This window comes from Caballeronia sp. INML2, assembly GCF_023631365.1.
GTDB classification, from domain to species: Bacteria; Pseudomonadota; Gammaproteobacteria; order Burkholderiales; family Burkholderiaceae; genus Caballeronia; species Caballeronia turbans.
The window spans coordinates 25,287-40,976 of sequence record NZ_JALQDH010000002.1 but is presented as its reverse complement, the minus strand read 5'-3'; the positions used below and the strand labels follow the sequence as shown (position 1 = coordinate 40,976).

Annotated in this window: 14 protein-coding genes and 1 tRNA gene; 6 read left to right on the top strand and 9 right to left on the bottom strand. The window is 63.2% G+C overall.

Translation table 11 applies throughout. From position 1 onward, the window contains the following. Positions 1-504 carry a peptide deformylase gene (gene def, locus NCT32_RS00215; RefSeq protein WP_061116719.1) on the bottom strand — a complete coding sequence of 168 codons (504 nt, stop codon included), beginning with the start codon at positions 502-504 and terminating at the stop codon, positions 1-3. A 200-nt stretch (positions 505-704) separates the two neighbouring features. Here def and dprA point away from each other — a divergent pair, with 200 nt between their 5' ends. The 3 genes from dprA to NCT32_RS00200 all read left to right on the top strand — a co-directional run bounded on the left by dprA (position 705) and on the right by NCT32_RS00200 (position 5,191). Next, positions 705-1,922, top strand: a complete 1,218-nt coding sequence (gene dprA, locus NCT32_RS00210) for a DNA-processing protein DprA (protein WP_250489830.1) — start codon at positions 705-707, stop codon at positions 1,920-1,922. A 75-nt stretch (positions 1,923-1,997) separates the two neighbouring features. Next, complete coding sequence (locus NCT32_RS00205; protein WP_061116717.1) at positions 1,998-2,375, top strand: thioredoxin family protein; 378 nt, start codon at positions 1,998-2,000, stop codon at positions 2,373-2,375. A 170-nt stretch (positions 2,376-2,545) separates the two neighbouring features. Continuing rightward, positions 2,546-5,191 carry a DNA topoisomerase III gene (locus NCT32_RS00200; RefSeq protein WP_250476129.1) on the top strand — a complete coding sequence of 882 codons (2,646 nt, stop codon included), beginning with the start codon at positions 2,546-2,548 and terminating at the stop codon, positions 5,189-5,191. 81 nt (positions 5,192-5,272) lie between these two features. Here NCT32_RS00200 and NCT32_RS00195 read toward each other — a convergent pair whose 3' ends face one another. Next, on the bottom strand, positions 5,273-6,352 hold the full coding sequence (locus NCT32_RS00195; RefSeq protein WP_061116715.1) for a LysR family transcriptional regulator: 1,080 nt from the start codon (positions 6,350-6,352) through the stop codon (positions 5,273-5,275). Between the two features lie 339 nt (positions 6,353-6,691). Beyond that, positions 6,692-8,563, bottom strand: coding sequence for a phosphoenolpyruvate carboxykinase (GTP) (locus NCT32_RS00190; protein WP_250489829.1), 1,872 nt, complete (start codon positions 8,561-8,563; stop codon positions 6,692-6,694). 489 nt (positions 8,564-9,052) lie between these two features. Here NCT32_RS00190 and NCT32_RS00185 point away from each other — a divergent pair, with 489 nt between their 5' ends. Next, positions 9,053-10,069, top strand: a complete 1,017-nt coding sequence (locus tag NCT32_RS00185; protein WP_061116714.1) for a D-2-hydroxyacid dehydrogenase family protein — start codon at positions 9,053-9,055, stop codon at positions 10,067-10,069. Between the two features lie 9 nt (positions 10,070-10,078). Here NCT32_RS00185 and NCT32_RS00180 read toward each other — a convergent pair whose 3' ends face one another. From NCT32_RS00180 to NCT32_RS00170, 3 genes are read right to left on the bottom strand one after another with little or no spacing between them, the layout of a single operon-like run. Continuing rightward, positions 10,079-10,555 (bottom strand): OsmC family protein, encoded by a 477-nt coding sequence (locus NCT32_RS00180; RefSeq protein WP_250476127.1) that lies wholly within the window; start codon positions 10,553-10,555, stop codon positions 10,079-10,081. A gap of 10 nt (positions 10,556-10,565) precedes the next feature. Continuing rightward, positions 10,566-11,435, bottom strand: a complete 870-nt coding sequence (locus NCT32_RS00175; protein ID WP_250476126.1) for a patatin-like phospholipase family protein — start codon at positions 11,433-11,435, stop codon at positions 10,566-10,568. Continuing rightward, the gene (locus NCT32_RS00170) at positions 11,436-11,843 is read right to left on the bottom strand and encodes a PaaI family thioesterase (protein ID WP_250476184.1); all 408 of its coding nucleotides are present in this window, start codon (positions 11,841-11,843) and stop codon (positions 11,436-11,438) included. It abuts the gene before it with no gap. 169 nt (positions 11,844-12,012) lie between these two features. On the opposite strand from NCT32_RS00170, the gene NCT32_RS00165 reads away from it, so the two are divergent. Continuing rightward, positions 12,013-12,088, top strand: a tRNA-Lys gene (locus NCT32_RS00165). Between the two features lie 47 nt (positions 12,089-12,135). Here the strand turns inward: NCT32_RS00165 and NCT32_RS00160 are convergent. Further along, positions 12,136-12,522: a DUF488 domain-containing protein gene (locus tag NCT32_RS00160; protein WP_250476125.1), complete on the bottom strand. Its 387-nt coding sequence runs from the start codon at positions 12,520-12,522 to the stop codon at positions 12,136-12,138. Positions 12,523-12,715: 193 nt separating this feature from the next. Between NCT32_RS00160 and NCT32_RS00155 the strand changes: the two genes are divergently transcribed. Beyond that, positions 12,716-14,089, top strand: coding sequence for an MFS transporter (locus tag NCT32_RS00155; RefSeq protein WP_061116709.1), 1,374 nt, complete (start codon positions 12,716-12,718; stop codon positions 14,087-14,089). Between the two features lie 6 nt (positions 14,090-14,095). Here the strand turns inward: NCT32_RS00155 and dbpA are convergent, their stop codons facing one another. After that, the gene (dbpA, locus tag NCT32_RS00150) at positions 14,096-15,478 is read right to left on the bottom strand and encodes an ATP-dependent RNA helicase DbpA (RefSeq protein ID WP_250476124.1); all 1,383 of its coding nucleotides are present in this window, start codon (positions 15,476-15,478) and stop codon (positions 14,096-14,098) included. Between the two features lie 4 nt (positions 15,479-15,482). After that, positions 15,483-15,677 carry a hypothetical protein gene (locus NCT32_RS00145; protein ID WP_061116707.1) on the bottom strand — a complete coding sequence of 65 codons (195 nt, stop codon included), beginning with the start codon at positions 15,675-15,677 and terminating at the stop codon, positions 15,483-15,485. Between the last annotated feature and the right edge of the window lie 13 nt (positions 15,678-15,690).

Genomic DNA, 15,690 nt, shown 5'->3' with positions numbered 1-15,690 from the left:
TTACAGCGCCTTTTCCAGCTTCTTCATCTTGCCGCGGATGCGCGTCTGCTTGAGCTGCGACAGATATTCGACGAACACATGCCCTGCCAGGTGATCCATCTCGTGCTGAATACAGACCGCGAGCAGGCCGTCGCAATCGAGCTCGAAGGTTTCGCCCTTCTCGTTCAGCGCCTTCACGCGCACTTTATCCGGGCGCTCGACGAAATCGTAAATGCCGGGCACCGAGAGACAACCCTCTTCCCACTCCTTCTTCTGGTCGCTCGTCCAGACGAGCTCAGGGTTGATGAACACCATGAGCTGGTCGTGCGCGTCGGAGACATCGATCACGATCACGCGCTCATGCACGTCCACCTGCGTCGCGGCGAGGCCGACGCCGGGCGCGGCGTACATCGTCTCGGCCATGTCGGCGACGAGCTTGCGGATGCGGTCGTCGACCACGGCGACGGGCTTCGCCACCTTGTTCAGCCGCTTGTCCGGGTAGTTGAGTATCTTGAGCAGAGCCATGATTCGGATTGTCTACGCGCGCCGCGGCGCGTGTAAATCGGCCATTCGGCCAGGTTGCGGGTGAGTGGCGGCCTGCCGAAGATATGCGGGCGAATCCAGTGGATTCAACGCCGCCGGCAAGCGGCCAATGGGCGTCGCGTCGGGCTTTGGACCACGCCTGAGCGACCTTTCTTTATCTGTTCCGGATCAAAAATCTTAACATGACGACCGCCGACCTGCCGACCGGGGACACCGCCCCGATACTCGACGCCGACGAACTGCGCGCGTGGCTGCGGCTCGCGCATGCGAAGGGGCTGCGGCCGCTCGCGCTGCGCACGCTGCTCGGTGCGTTCGGCGGTCCGCGCGAAGTTTTGTCGGAGAGTTTCGCGTCGCTCGCCGAAACCGCCGATGCCCGCGCCGCCGAAGCCGTGCTCGCGCCACCGGAGGATATCGAAGGCGTTCAGTTCGATGACTATATTGAAGCGGTTCTGGCGTGGGCGTCCGAACGGGGTAATCACATTCTGACGCTCGCCGACGCGACCTATCCGCGGGCGCTTCTCACGATGCCGGATCCGCCGCCGCTGCTCTACGCGAAAGGCCGGCTCGATCTGCTTCAGGTGCGCGCGGTGGCCATTGTCGGGAGCCGGCATGCCACGCCGCAAGGACTCGAAGACGCGCGCCGCTTCGCCCGCGCGCTGTCGGATGCGGGACTATCCGTGGTGTCCGGTCTCGCGCTCGGCATCGACGCATCCGCGCATCGCGGCGCGCTGGAGGGCGCCACGGGCACGGTCTCGGTGATCGGCACGGGCGCCGATCTGGTGTACCCGGCGGCGCATCACACGCTCGCCCATGAGATCGCCCGCGACGGCGCGATCCTCGCCGAATGGCCGCTCGGCACGCCGGCGCGTTCCGCCAATTTTCCGCAAAGAAACAGGCTGATCGCGGGAATGTCGAGCGGCGTGCTGATCGTCGAGGCCGCGATGCGTTCCGGCTCGCTCATCACCGCCCGGCTCGCCAACGAAATGGGGCGCGATGTCTTCGCGATTCCCGGCTCGATTCACGCACCGCTTTCGCAAGGTTGTCATCGGCTGATCAAGCAGGGCGCGAAGCTCGTCGAAACGCCGGAAGAAGTGCTCGAGGAGTTCGGTTTCCCGCCGGCAACAGCGCGCGCGGCTACCGCAGCGGCGAAACGCGCAAAGCCGCGTCCGGTCAGCGCGTCGTGGGCATCGGCGAGTTCGGCAGGCGTCGAATGCCCGATCAGCGGCGATGCCGGGCGCGTTCTCGGCGCACTCGGCCACGCACCCGCGACGCTTGAAATTCTCGCGATGCGCACCGATCTGGACGGCGCGGCACTTCAGGGCGCGCTCCTGCAACTCGAACTGTCGGGCCATGTGGCCGCGCTCGGAGGCGGCCGCTACGCGGCGGTGGAGCGCTCGTGACGCCGCGTCGTGCTACATTCGCGGAAAAATGAGCCTCCCCCGCAGCCGATACCAATAAAGGATTTCGCACCCGCCATGTCTGCGCTGAATCTCGATACCGATGCCGACCGCATCGCGGAGCGCATCGCCGTGCCTGGCACGCTGTTCGTCGCCTGCCTGTGCGCGGAATGGTGCGGGACCTGCCGCGAATATCGCGAAGGGTTCGACAGGCTGGCGGCCGCGCATCCGGAAATCTGCTTCGCCTGGATCGATATCGAGAACCACGCCGATCGCTTCGACGACCTCGACGTCGAAAATTTTCCTACCATCCTGATCGAGGACGCCGTCACGACGCGGTTTTTCGGCACGGTGCTGCCGCAAGTGTCGATCGTCGAGCGGATGCTGACCGATCTGACCGCGCTGCCGGGCATGGTCGGCGCGCCGAAACTGCGCCCGGCGCTTGCTGCGGCCTGAATACGACGCACGCGAAACGCGCGTTTTGCGCCTCTCGCTGTGCGCTTTTCGAGCCAGATATTGAAACGCCCCGATTCCAGCTTCGACGCCTGCCGCGCAAAGCGTGTGCTATAAAGCGGTCGTTAAAGCAGTCCAAACCGGGCCGCTGCCAGTTACCAACCTTTTGAGTCATGTCCAAAGCCCTGATCATCGCTGAGAAGCCCTCCGTCGCGAACGACATCGCGCGTGCGCTGGGCGGCTTCACCAAGCATGACGAGTACTACGAGAGCGACGACTACGTGCTCTCGTCCGCGGTCGGCCACCTGCTAGAGATTGCCGCGCCGGAAGAGTACGACGTCAAGCGCGGCAAATGGAGCTTCGCCAATCTGCCGGTGATTCCGCCGCATTTCGACCTGAATCCGATCGCGAAGAGCGAGTCGCGCCTGAAGGTGCTGACGAAACTGATGAAGCGCAAGGATGTCGACCGCCTCATCAACGCATGTGACGCGGGGCGCGAAGGTGAGCTGATCTTCCGCCTGATCGCGCAGCACGCGAAGGCGAAGCAGCCGGTGCAACGCCTGTGGCTGCAATCCATGACGCCCGCCGCGATCCGAGAAGGCTTCGCGAACCTGCGCAGTGATGCCGACATGCAGCCGCTCGCCGATGCGGCGCGCTGCCGTTCGGAAGCGGACTGGCTCGTGGGCATCAACGGCACGCGCGCGATGACCGCGTTCAACAGCAAGGGCGGCGGCTTTTTTCTGACGACCGTCGGTCGAGTTCAGACGCCTACGTTGTCGATCGTCGTCGAACGTGAAGAGAAAATTCGCCGCTTTGTTCCGCGCGATTACTGGGAAGTGCGCGCGGAGTTCATCGCCGCGAAGGGCCTTTATGAAGGCCGCTGGTTCGACCCGAAGTTCAAGCGCGTCGAAAACGACCCCGAGCAGCGCGATTCGCGCCTGTGGAGTCTCGCGGCCGCGGAAACGGTGGTCGCTGCGTGCCGCGGCAAGACCGGCGTCGTGACCGAGGAATCGAAGCCGTCGACGCAGATGTCGCCGCTTCTCTTCGATCTGACCAGCTTGCAGCGCGAAGCCAATGGCCGCTTCGGCTTTTCGGCGAAGAACACGCTCGGACTCGCGCAGGCGCTGTATGAGAAGCACAAGGTCCTGACCTATCCGCGTACCGATGCACGCGCGCTGCCCGAGGACTACCTGAACACGGTCAAGGACACCCTGACCATGCTCAAGGAGAGCAACAACTATCTGCCGTTCGCGAAGCAGGTGCTCGACAAGGGCTGGGTGAAACCGAACAAGCGCATTTTCGATAATTCGAAAATCAGCGATCACTTCGCGATCATCCCGACGCTGCAGGCGCCGAAGTCGCTGTCGGAACCCGAGCAGAAGCTGTACGACCTCGTCGTCAAGCGTTTCCTGTCGGTGTTCTTCCCGGCGGCGGAATATCTCGTGACCACGCGCATCACCGAAGTGTCGGGGCATCACTTCAAGACGGAAGGCAAGGTGCTCGTCGAGCCGGGCTGGCTGCAGGTCTACGGCCGCGAAGCCGCGGGCGAAGAAGGCAATCTCGTGCCGGTGCAAAAGAACGAAAAGGTCGATGTCGAGAAGGTTCAGGCGCACGGTCTCGTGACCAAGCCGCCCGCGCGCTACAACGAAGCGTCGCTGCTTTCGGCGATGGAAGGCGCGGGCAAGCTCGTCGAAGACGAAGAGTTGCGCGACGCGATGGCCGCGAAGGGCCTCGGCACGCCGGCCACGCGCGCGGCGATCATCGAAGGGCTGCTCGGCGAGAAATATATGGTGCGCGAAGGCCGCGAGCTCATTCCGACAGCCAAGGCGTTCCAGTTGATGACGTTGCTCCGGGGCCTGGGCGTCGAGGAGCTGACCGCGCCCGAATTGACCGGCCAGTGGGAACACAAGCTTTCGCAGATGGAGCGCGGCAACCTGCACCGCGATGCGTTCATGCAGGAAATCGCGCGCATGACGCAGACCATCGTCAAACGCGCGAAGGAATACGACTCCGACACGATTCCCGGCGATTACGCGACGCTCGAAACGCCGTGCCCGAACTGCGGCGCGCAGGTTAAGGAAAACTATCGCCGCTTTGCGTGCACGAAGTGCGAGTTCTCGATCTCGAAGATTCCAGGCGGCCGACAATTCGAAATCCCGGAAGTCGAGGAGTTGCTGCGCGAGAAAACCATCGGACCGCTGTCGGGATTCCGCAGCAAAATGGGCCGGCCGTTCTCCGCCATTCTCAAACTTTCATTCGACGACGAGATCAAGAACTACAAGCTCGAATTCGACTTCGGGCAGGATTCCGGCGGCGAAGACGGCGAACCGCCTGATTTCTCCGAGCAAACGCCGGTCGGCGCGTGTCCCAAGTGCCAATCGCGCGTATTCGAGCACGGCATGAGCTATGTGTGCGAAAACTCGGTGTCGAATCCGAAAACGTGCGACTTCCGCTCAGGCAAGGTGATTCTTCAACAGGAAATCAGCCGCGAGCAGATGGAAAAGCTGCTCAATGAAGGCCGCACGGATCTGCTGACGAACTTCAAGTCGTCGCGCACCGGGCGCAACTTCAAGGCGTTTCTCGTGAAGCAGCCGGACGGCAAGATCGGCTTCGAGTTCGAGAAGAAGGAAGGCAAGCCGGCAGCGAAGACGGCGGGTAAGCGCGGCGCGGCCACCGAAGCGCCAGCCGATAGCGGCGACGAAAGCGGCGACAGCGATGTCGCGGTGGCCGCCAAGACCACGTCGGCGAAGACCGCAGCGAAGAAAGCGCCCGCGAAAAAGGCCCCAGCGAAAAAGACCGCGGCGAAGAAGGCGAGCTGATCCCCCGTTTTGCCGGCTAAAGAGAAAAACCCCCGCGAATCGCTTCGCGGGGGTTTTTCATTTGCGCCTGGCGCGAGCCCTTCAGAAGGGAGAAGCCGCCGGCAGGCGCCCTCGCGGTCGCGAAGGCTTCGACAGCTTCGGTGCCAGTTCACCGTCGATCGGCCGTGAGCGCGGCGCGGCAATCGCGGCTTCCTCGGCCTGCTCATAGTGGGGATGCGAACCCGGCCTGCCGCGGCCATCGCGAATCCACTGCTCGCCGAGCTGATGATTCGGCGTCTGGCTGAAATGCTCGACGAGATGATCGATAAACGTGCGCACTTTCGCCGGCAAATGACGGCGGCTCGGATACGCGACGTTGATCTCGACCTGCGGCAATTGATAGTCGCCAAGCAGGCGCACGAGCTGGCCGCGTGTCGTGTCGTTGCCGATCAGATAGCTCGGCAGAATCGCGATGCCCATGCCGAGCAGCGCGAACTGCCGCAGCATCTCGGTGTTGTTCGCGATGATCACGTTCTGCGGCCGCACACGCACTTCACCATCCGGCCCTGTGAACACACGCTCGTCGCCCCAGTATTCGGCGGGCAGGCTCAGACACGGATGCTCGAGCAGATGCTCGGGACGCGTCGGCGTGCCGTGCGTTTCCAGATACGCGGGCGTCGCGCAGACGGTCATGCAACCGGTCGTCAGGCGTCGCGTGACGACGCTCGCGCTCTTCACCTGCCGCGCGATAACGATGCCGACATCGAAACCTTCCTCGACCAGATCGACCTGACGGTCCACCAAAGTCACGTCCGGCACGACCTTCGGATAGCGCTGCGCGTACGTCTGCAAGACAGGCGCGAGATTATGCAGACCGAACACCACAGGCGCGACGATCCTCAACGAACCGAGCGGTTCGTGATTGCGCGCAACCACCATCTGTTCGACGTCTTCCAGTTCGTCGAGAATCTGCCGCGCCCGTTCCAGATACACCTGACCGGACTCGGTGAGCGAGAGGCTGCGCGTCGTGCGGTTGAGCAAGCGCGTGCCGAGGCGGCCTTCCAGGTCCGCGACGTGGCGCGTAGCTACCGCGTTGGAGATGTCCATCGCGCTGGCGGCCCGGGCGAAACTCCCGAGATCCGCGACGCGGACGAACACTCTCATCGACTGCAAATGATCCATAAGACAACTCCTGCCGCTAGACGGCTCGAATTCTGCTGCAAAGCAATTCAGGATTATCCTAGGACCGGCGCTTTCGTGCAGAAGTTGCCGGGAAGGGCTAGAAAGTCGAAAAAAATCTGGCAGTTAGACGTCTTACGCGGATGAAAGATCACCGACTGTTGTCATTCGCACAACACTCGGTTAAGCAAACTCCGATGGACGAAATACTGAAATTAGTGGCCGCGTCAATTTTGACGGTGTAGGCAACAAAGAAACGGGCCCGCAGATGCGAGCCCGAAATATGGGGATTGATTCAGTTTATGAGACAACCCCAGCGCATACACGCGCCGGCCGATTCATTCACGCGGCGAGACGCTTCTCCATTCCGGCCTTGGCCTCGGTCAGCGCTTGCGGCAAACCGTGCTGCAACTTGGTGAACAGTTCGTCGTGCAGCGCGAGTTCGTCGCGCCAGGCGGCGTCGTTGACCGATATGACCTGCTCGAACTGCTCGCGCGTGAAGCCGAGCGCGCCCCAGTCGATGTCCTCATAGCCCGGCGAAATGCCGAACGCGTGCTCTTCGCCCTTCGCTGTGCCCTCGACGCGACCGATCATCCAGTTCAGCACGCGCATGTTCTCGCCGAAGCCCGGCCACACGAACTTGCCATCGTCGCCTTTGCGGAACCAGTTGACGCAGAAGAACTTCGGCGCCTTCGCGTGCATCGCTTCGAGGCGCTCGCCCATCTTCAGCCAGTGGCCGAAGTAGTCGGCCATGTTGTAGCCGCAGAACGGCAGCATCGCGAACGGATCGCGGCGCACGACACCCTGCTGGCCCGCGGCGGCGGCAGTGGTTTCGGAGCCCATCGTGGCGGCCATATAGACGCCTTCCTTCCAGTCGCGCGCCTCGGTGACGAGCGGCACCGTGTTCGAGCGGCGACCGCCGAAGATGAACGCGTCGATCGGCACGCCGGCCGGACTCTCCCAGTCCGGGTCGATCGACGGACATTGCGAGGCCGGCGCCGTGAAACGCGCGTTCGGATGCGCGGCCTTGGCTCCCGTTTCCTTCGCGATTTCGGGCGTCCAGTCGCGGCCCTGCCAGTCGATCAGATGCGCGGGCGGCGTGTCGGTCATGCCTTCCCACCAGACGTCACCGTCATCGGTCAGCGCGACGTTCGTGAAAATCACGTTTTCCTTCAGCGTCGCCATCGCGTTGAAATTGGTCTTTTCGCTCGTGCCGGGCGCGACGCCGAAATAGCCCGCTTCCGGATTGATCGCGTAGAGCCGGCCGTCCCGACCCGGCTTGATCCACGCGATATCGTCGCCGATCGTCGTCACTTTCCAGCCGTTGAGATCGCTCGGCGGGATCAGCATCGCGAAATTGGTCTTGCCGCACGCCGACGGGAACGCCGCCGCGACGTGATACTTGCGCCCTTGCGGCGATGTCACGCCGAGAATCAGCATGTGCTCGGCGAGCCAGCCTTCATCGCGACCCATCGTCGATGCGATGCGCAGCGCGAAGCACTTCTTGCCAAGCAGCGCGTTGCCGCCATAGCCCGAGCCGAAGCTCCAGATTTCACGCGATTCGGGAAAATGGACGATGTATTTCGTGTCGTTGCACGGCCAGGGCACGTCCTTGCGGCCGTGCGCGAGCGGCGCGCCGACCGAATGCACGCACGGCACGAACTCGCCGTCCGCGCCCAGCACGTCATACACGGCGCGGCCCATGCGCGTCATGATGCGCATGTTCGTGACGACATACGGGCTATCCGACAATTCGACGCCGATGTGCGCGATCGGCGAGCCGAGCGGGCCCATCGAGAACGGCACGACGTACATCGTGCGGCCGCGCATCGAGCCGTCGAACAGGCCTTCGAGCGTGACGCGCATGTCTTGCGGATCGATCCAGTTGTTCGTCGGGCCGGCATCCTCACGGCGCTCTGAGCAGATGAACGTGCGGTCTTCGACCCGCGCCACGTCCGACGGATCGGAACACGCGAGGAACGAATTCGGGCGCTTCTCGGGGTTGAGCTTCTTCATCGTGCCGGCTTCGACCATCTGCTGGCAGAGCCGGTCGTATTCTTCCTGCGAACCGTCGCACCATTCGACGCGGTCCGGTTTGGTCAGGGCCGCGATTTGCTGCACCCATTCGATGAGTCTTCGGTGCCGGACATAGGCCGGCGCTTTGATATCGACGGCATTTTTATTGGTGTCTTCGACTACTGCGGGCTGGTTCATCGAGCTGTCTCCGTTCTTCTGCAATGAAAACCAATCGCCCAACTGACGCTGCATGCGAGAGGCGTTGCGACTCGAACCGCCGGGCGCATCCGTGCACTTCTGTTACGCGCTTTCATCGCACGAATTGCGGTTCGCGAGCCAATGCGGCGTCACGGGCCTGAATTCTTTACACAGCAACCGTAATCCTTCGCGGCTTGCGTCGCAAAGGAACAAACTGTTAAAAAGAGATACTAAGTGGCCTGTCTCTTCGCGGATCATCGTGTTTTCCGCAAGTTGCGCGGATTATCTTTCCGTCATCGCGCCGCCGTATGACGCTCCCGGAAAAAAGGGGAGTCAAGCATAACACCGCGGCGCGCGAACTCTGTGATGCAGCGCAATAAAGCGCAAAAGAGCGCAATTTATCAGTATTTACCCGAATTTAAGTACTCCATTCTCGCCCTCCATAAAAAAGCAGCACGTTTGATGCCCAACAAAAGCCAATCAAAGCCCATGAAAATCGCCATTCTCGACGACTACCAGGATGCCGTCCGGAAGCTCGATTGCTTCCATCTGCTCGATGACCATGAGGTGAAGGTCTTCAATAACACGGTGCGTGGTCTCGGGCAGTTGGCGAGCCGGCTATCTGAAGTGGATGCGCTCGTGCTCATTCGCGAACGCACGCGCATCAGCTCTCAATTGCTCGACAAGTGCCCCAAGCTGCGCATGATCAGCCAGACGGGACGCGCGGGCGGCGGTCATATCGACATAGATGCCTGTACGGAACGCGGCATCGCGGTGCTGGAAGGCACGGGCTCGCCGGTGGCGCCCGCCGAGCTGACGTGGGCGCTCATCATGTCGGCGCAGCGGCGCATTCCGCAATACGTCGCGAACCTGAAGCAAGGCGCGTGGCAGCAGTCCGGGCTGAAGACGTCCGCGCTGCCGCCGAACTTCGGCCTCGGTCAGGTGCTGCGCGGGCAAACGCTCGGCATCTGGGGATACGGCAAAATCGGCAAGCTGGTGGCGGGGTACGGGAAAGCGTTCGGGATGAACGTGCTCGTCTACGGGCGCGAGCATTCGCAGAGCGCGGCACGCGAAGATGGCTTCGCGGTCGTTGAAAGCCGCGAGGCGCTTTTCGAACAGAGCGACGTGCTGACGCTGCATCTGCGCCTGACCGATGAGACGGCGGGCATCGTCAAGCAAGACGACCTGATGCGCATGAAGCCCACGGCGCTCTTCGTCAACACGAGCCGCGCCGAGCTGCTCGAAGAGAACGCGCTGCTCAACTCGCTGCATCACAACCGGCCGGGCATGGTTGCCGTCGACGTTTTCGAGAGCGAGCCGATTCTGCAAGGTTACGGATTGCTGCGACTCGAGAACGTGATCTGCACGCCGCACATCGGATATGTGGAGCGCGAAAGTTACGAACTGTATTTCGGCGCGGCGTTCAGAAACATCCTCGCCTTCGATGCGGGCGATACGTCGAGCGTCTTCAACAAGGAAGCGCTTCAGCACGCGCGCCGCCGCTGAGTGTCGGATTCAGACGGTCGACATCTCGATCGACGGCTCGCATCGCACGAGAAAATTCACCGAGTTCGCGATGAAACAGAAGCGATGCGCCTCCTCGTGCAGGCGCGCCGCGAGATCGACATTGCCCCCCGCGCCGATGGTCACGCGCGGACGCAACAGCACATCGACGAAGCGCCCTTCGCCCTTTGACTCCTCCTGCATCGTGCCGATGGCTTCATCGACATAACCCGTGACGACGATCTTGTTCGTCGCGCACAAGTGCAGATACCAGAGCATGTGGCACGACGACAAAGACGCCACGAACAGCTCCTCGGGATTGTGGCGGGCGGGGTCGCCGCGAAACGCCGGATCGCTCGACGCCTCGATCGCCGCCTTCGTGCCGACGCGCACCAGATGATCCCGCGAATACGCGTCGTAAGCCGATGTGCCGGAACCGAGATTGCCGGTCCAGTCGACGGTCAGTTCGTACGTATGCTTCTTCGTCACGGTCTGCTCCTCAAGCGGGATGCGAAGCGGTTTCCATCAGACGCGGCAAGCGCTCGAGAAAATCCTCGCCGTCCGCGCGGCCCAGGTCATAAGCATGTTGCATCTGGGACGGGCTCGTATAGTCCCAGCTCGAAATCGGCACCTTGCGCGATGGCTGGATGTAGATGCGCTTCTGCTCGCCGTGCGGCACGACGAACATGCGCTCGCGCGGATACAGGCGCGTGACCATCACGAGAACGACACCCGGCGACGCATCGAGCGCGGCGACCGGGACGTTGTCGACCATGCCGCCGTCGAGGACGGGACGGCCGTTGCGTCGCAGGATCGGCGTGAACGGCGGCGTGCTCGACGATTGCAGGATGAGATCGGCGAGATCTTCGATCGTCGCGCACTCCTGCGCTTTCACGAATTCGGGATGAAAACCGAGCGCCTGACCGAGCGTCGGGTGAAGCGTCTTGCGGACATATTTCTCGATGTTGTATGCGATCAGCCCCGCCGCGACTGCGCTGCGCGCGCCGAGCCAGCGCGGCAGATGCGACACGCCGATGCGAATCTCGGGCGCGTTCGCGAGCTCATGGAAACGGTCCGCGAAGATGTCGAGCAGCGCCTGTCGATAGATGCGGTAATGCGGAAACACGGATTGCCGGCGCAGCAGGTTGCCCCAGTAGGCGTTGCGCGTGTTGTCGCGCAGCGCGTGGGCGTAGTAGTCCATGACCCAGCGCGACTCGTTCGTGTAGAGCATGCAGGCGGTGGCCGCACCCGCCGAAATACCGGCGATGATGCGCGGTTTGAGATCCAGTTCCGGCCGGATCACGTCCCAGAAACCGGCTTGCCACCAGCAGCGGTTTCCCCCGCCGGCGAATACGACTTGGTCGAACATTTACTTGTTGATGAGCGCGTAGGTGGTGGTCGCGTGAGCGGCGAGTTCGCCCTCGTCATCGTGGATGTCGATTTCCCCGAAGACGAGGTTGCGCCCGCGACGCTGGATGTGGGCGGTGATCAGCACGTCGCCGGCTTTCACCGGTCGCATGAAGGTCGTGTTGAGGGACACGGTGGTCATCGGGACGAAGCCGCCCATGACGTGCGAGACGGCGACGACCATCGCGGTATCCGCCGCGGCCATGAAGACCTGTCCGCAGATGACGCCGCCCGCGTGGCGCAAGTGGTCCGAATACGGCAAGCGCAATGTGACGGCGTTCTCGGCGACTGATTCGGGCACGAGCCGAAGTTCCTTGACCCACGGGGCCAGGATACTGTCGAGCAGCGCGCTGATGGCGGTTTCGTCCATGGTTCCTTTTTGATTGGCAGGCTTCATGGTTTTGAAGGATGCGTCATGATACCGGGCCGTGCCGTGCGTGCGGATGCGCCTCTCGGAGGGCTTCGTCGGAAAGTTAAGAATTTTTGGGGCCGGGGGCTTGCGCTTCTGCAAAAGCTGCCGCTATAATTTCGTTTCTGTTGGGGCGTTAGCTCAGTTGGTAGAGCAGCGGACTCTTAATCCGTAGGTCGAGTGTTCGAGTCACTCACGCCCCACCACCAGATTCGAAGGGCTGCGCAACGCGCAGCCCTTTTTCATTTCCGCGTCAAATCACATCCGCCCCACGCGCCGTCAACAACTCGCGCAACACCGAGCGATGACACCTCGCCTCATCCTCGCAATAACATCCAACCGACATATTCGTCCGATGCGACAGCGCCGCGAGCAGATCGAGCGTCTTGCTGGCATCCGGCTCCGCCATCTGCGCCTTGAACTTCTTCACGAACGCGCGCCACGCCTTCTCGTCTTCGGCGTGAAGCGCTTCCGTGACGAGTTCCTGCGTCGGCGACAGCACCGGATACCACACATCATAAAAATCACGCTTCGCAAATTCGGCCTTCGGCACCCCGCGCGGCGGCCGGCGCACCGTGCCGATGCGCAACCCTTCATCCTCCGCGCGCGGCGTCCCCAATCTGACTATTCGAATGGTCATCCCTGGTCTCCTTCGATACTCGTGCGCAAAGCATAACCGCTGACACCGCTTTGAAAGCTCCCGCGCATCGGCGCAGCAAAACCGGCCATCTTCCCGTATCGTTTCGGATTATTCTCCGTTCGCTTACATCCGGAATCCCGCCGTGCCCACCGAAGAACGCCCCCAAACTCTGCCGCACGATCCCGACGCCCCGATGACCCCGCTCGAGCGCCGCGGCATGGCCGCGATCCTGCTCTCGGTCGCGCTCGCGACGCTCGACACCGCGATCGCCAATACCGCGCTGCCCGCCATCGCCGCCGATTTGCATACGACGCCCGCCGCGTCGGTCTGGATCATCAACGCGTATCAACTCGCGATGGTCGCGACCCTGCTTCCCCTCGCGGCGCTCGGCGGCATCCTCGGCCATCGGCGCGTCTATCTCGGCGGGCTCGTCCTGTTTCTCATCGCCTCGGCGATATGCGCTTTCTCGTGGTCGCTGCCGACGCTCGTCGCCGCACGCCTGCTGCAAGGCCTCGGCGCGAGCGCGATCATGAGCGTCAACGCGGCGCTCATCAGCGCGATCTTCCCGCCGCATCGGCTGGGGCGCGGCGTCGGGCTGAATGCGCTCGTCGTCGGCATCGCGTTCGCGGTCGGGCCGACGGTCGCGTCGATCGTGCTCTCGCTCGGCACCTGGCCGTGGCTCTTCGCGGTCAACCTGCCCGTCGGCGTGTTCGCGCTGATGATCGCGTGGCCGTCGCTGCCGCAGACCAAACGAGCCGAGCACGGCTTCGATCGCGTCGCGGCCCTGCTCAACGTCGTCACGTTTGCGTCGCTGATTTTCGCGCTCGGCGAAGCGTCCCAGCGCGCGCCGGCTCATACGGTGCTGACGGCTTTCGGCGTCGCGCTGCTCGCGGGCGTTCTTCTGCTGCGACGCGAACGCGGCCATCCCGCGCCGATGTTGCCCGTCGATCTCTTTCGCCGCCCGATGTTCGCGCTCTCGACGATGACCGCCATCTGCTCGTTCGCGGCGCAAGGGCTCGCGTTCGTGTCACTGCCGTTCTTTTTCGAAAGCGTGCTGGGCCGCAGCCAGGTCGAAACGGGATTTCTGATGACGCCGTGGTCCGCGCTCGTCGCGCTGATGGCGCCCATCGCGGGACGCCTCTCCGATCGCCACGCGCCCGGCTTGCTCGGCGGCGTCGGATTGGCCATTCTGTGCGTCGGGATGGTGTCGCTCGCGATGCTGCCGGCCCAGCCGCACGCGCTGGAGATCTGCATCCGAATGGCGATCTGCGGCGCGGGCTTCGGGTTCTTTCAGTCGCCGAATCTGAAGGCGTTCATGTCGAGCGCGCCGCGTGAACGCAGCGGCGGTGCCAGCGGCACGATCGCCACATCGCGTCTCATCGGGCAGGCGACAGGCGCGGCGCTCGTCGCGCTGTGCTTCAGCATCGCCGGAAAGCATGGCCCGGCGCTCGCGCTGTCGCTCGGTGCGGCGTTCGCGGGCGCGGGCAGTATTGCAAGCGGTCTGCGGCTGGTGACGCGCCATCCGTCGTCTGAACGAATCGTCGGAGAGCCGTCGCGCGAAACCTGAGCGCGCTCACATTCTCCGCACTTTCACCTTGCGGCCCTTGAGCTTGCCCGCGCCCAGCTTGCGCACCGCTTCGTCCGCGACGTTTCGCTCGACGGCCACGTACGTCACCATATCCATCACGTTGATCTTGCCGATCTGCTTGCCGTCGAAGCCCGCTTCGCCGGTGAGCGCGCCGAGCACGTCACCCGGGCGGATCTTGTCCTTGCGGCCGCCGAGGATTTGCAGCGTCGCCATTGGCGGCTTCAGGTGACCCGGTTCCGCCGATGTCAGTTCGTCGAGCGGATGCCATTCCACTTCCGCGCGCTGCGCCTGTTCGATCGAGCCGACGCGTCCCATCTCGTCCATGCTCGCGAGCGACAGCGCCCAGCCCTCTTCGTCCCCGCGTCCCGTGCGGCCGATTCGATGCACGTGCACTTCCGGATCCGGCGTCACATCGACGTTGATCACTGCTTCGAGTTGCGAGATGTCGAGGCCGCGCGCGGCGACATCGGTTGCGACGAGCACCGAGCAACTGCGATTCGCGAACTGCACGAGCACCTGGTCGCGTTCGCGTTGCTCCAGCTCGCCGTGCAGCGTCAGCGCTTCGAAGCCTTGCGCGCGCAGCACGTCGAGCAGGTCGCGGCACTGCTGCTTCGTGTTGCAGAACGCGAGCGTGCTCACCGGACGGTAGTGATCGAGGAGCAGGCCGACCGCGTGCAGGCGCTCGTGATCCTCGACCTGATAGAAGCGCTGCTTGATTTTCGCGTTGCTGTGCTGTTCGGTGAGCTTGATCTCGCGCGGATTGCGCAGGAATTGCTGGCTCAGTTTCGCGATGCCCTCGGGATACGTCGCCGAGAACAGCAAGGTCTGGCGATCCTTCGGGCATTTCCGCGCAACTGACGCGATATCGTCGAAGAAGCCCATGTCGAGCATGCGGTCGGCTTCGTCGAGGACGAGCGTGCGCACGGCGTCGAGCGCGAGCGTGCCCCGGTCGAGGTGATCCATGATGCGGCCAGGCGTCCCCACGATGATGTGCGCGCCGTGCTCCAGGCTCGCGATCTGCGGGCGCATCGGCGTGCCGCCGCACAGCGTCAGCACTTTCACGTTCTCTTCCGCGCGCGCGAGGCGGCGGATTTCCTGCGTGACCTGATCGGCGAGTTCGCGTGTCGGGCATAAGACGAGCGCTTGCACGTCGAACTGGCTCGCGTCGAGCCTGGAGAGCAGCGGCAGGGTAAAGGCCGCCGTCTTGCCGCTGCCCGTTTTGGCCTGCGCGATGAGATCCTGGCCCGCGAGCGCCGGCGGCAGGCTTGCCGCCTGGATCGGCGTCATCGACAGATAGCCGAGTTGCTGCAGGTTCGACTGCATCGCCGGTGAGAGCGGCAGACTGCTGAAGGAGGTTTCGGTCGTCATGATTTCAGCGTGTTCCGCGCGGCGGGATTTCAGTGACCTGCTCGTACGTGGCGGTGCCGTCGTCGGCATCGTTGCGCGTCACGTAGTTGCGCGCGCCGCACATCGGGCAGCGGAACAGCAGGCCTTGGCCCTCGTTCTTGATAACGACATCCGACAGGGCCCACTCGGCGCCGCAGGACTGGTTTCGACAGGTGAACATATGCGAATTTCTC

Excerpts from the sequence above, each read along its gene's own strand:
- dprA (WP_250489830.1), top strand. The coding sequence starts at position 705 with ATGACGACCGCCGACCTGCCGACCGGGGACACCGCCCCGATACTCGAC.
- NCT32_RS00160 (WP_250476125.1), bottom strand. The coding sequence starts at position 12,522 with ATGACCATTCGAATAGTCAGATTGGGGACGCCGCGCGCGGAGGATGAA.
- NCT32_RS00170 (WP_250476184.1), bottom strand. The coding sequence starts at position 11,843 with ATGGACGAAACCGCCATCAGCGCGCTGCTCGACAGTATCCTGGCCCCG.
- NCT32_RS00195 (WP_061116715.1), bottom strand. The coding sequence starts at position 6,352 with ATGGATCATTTGCAGTCGATGAGAGTGTTCGTCCGCGTCGCGGATCTC.
- NCT32_RS00155 (WP_061116709.1), top strand. The coding sequence starts at position 12,716 with ATGACCCCGCTCGAGCGCCGCGGCATGGCCGCGATCCTGCTCTCGGTC.
- NCT32_RS00175 (WP_250476126.1), bottom strand. The coding sequence starts at position 11,435 with ATGTTCGACCAAGTCGTATTCGCCGGCGGGGGAAACCGCTGCTGGTGG.
- NCT32_RS00200 (WP_250476129.1), top strand. The coding sequence starts at position 2,546 with ATGTCCAAAGCCCTGATCATCGCTGAGAAGCCCTCCGTCGCGAACGAC.
- dbpA (WP_250476124.1), bottom strand. The coding sequence starts at position 15,478 with ATGACGACCGAAACCTCCTTCAGCAGTCTGCCGCTCTCACCGGCGATG.
- NCT32_RS00185 (WP_061116714.1), top strand. The coding sequence starts at position 9,053 with ATGAAAATCGCCATTCTCGACGACTACCAGGATGCCGTCCGGAAGCTC.
- NCT32_RS00190 (WP_250489829.1), bottom strand. The coding sequence starts at position 8,563 with ATGAACCAGCCCGCAGTAGTCGAAGACACCAATAAAAATGCCGTCGAT.
- def (WP_061116719.1), bottom strand. The coding sequence starts at position 504 with ATGGCTCTGCTCAAGATACTCAACTACCCGGACAAGCGGCTGAACAAG.
- NCT32_RS00145 (WP_061116707.1), bottom strand. The coding sequence starts at position 15,677 with ATGTTCACCTGTCGAAACCAGTCCTGCGGCGCCGAGTGGGCCCTGTCG.
- NCT32_RS00205 (WP_061116717.1), top strand. The coding sequence starts at position 1,998 with ATGTCTGCGCTGAATCTCGATACCGATGCCGACCGCATCGCGGAGCGC.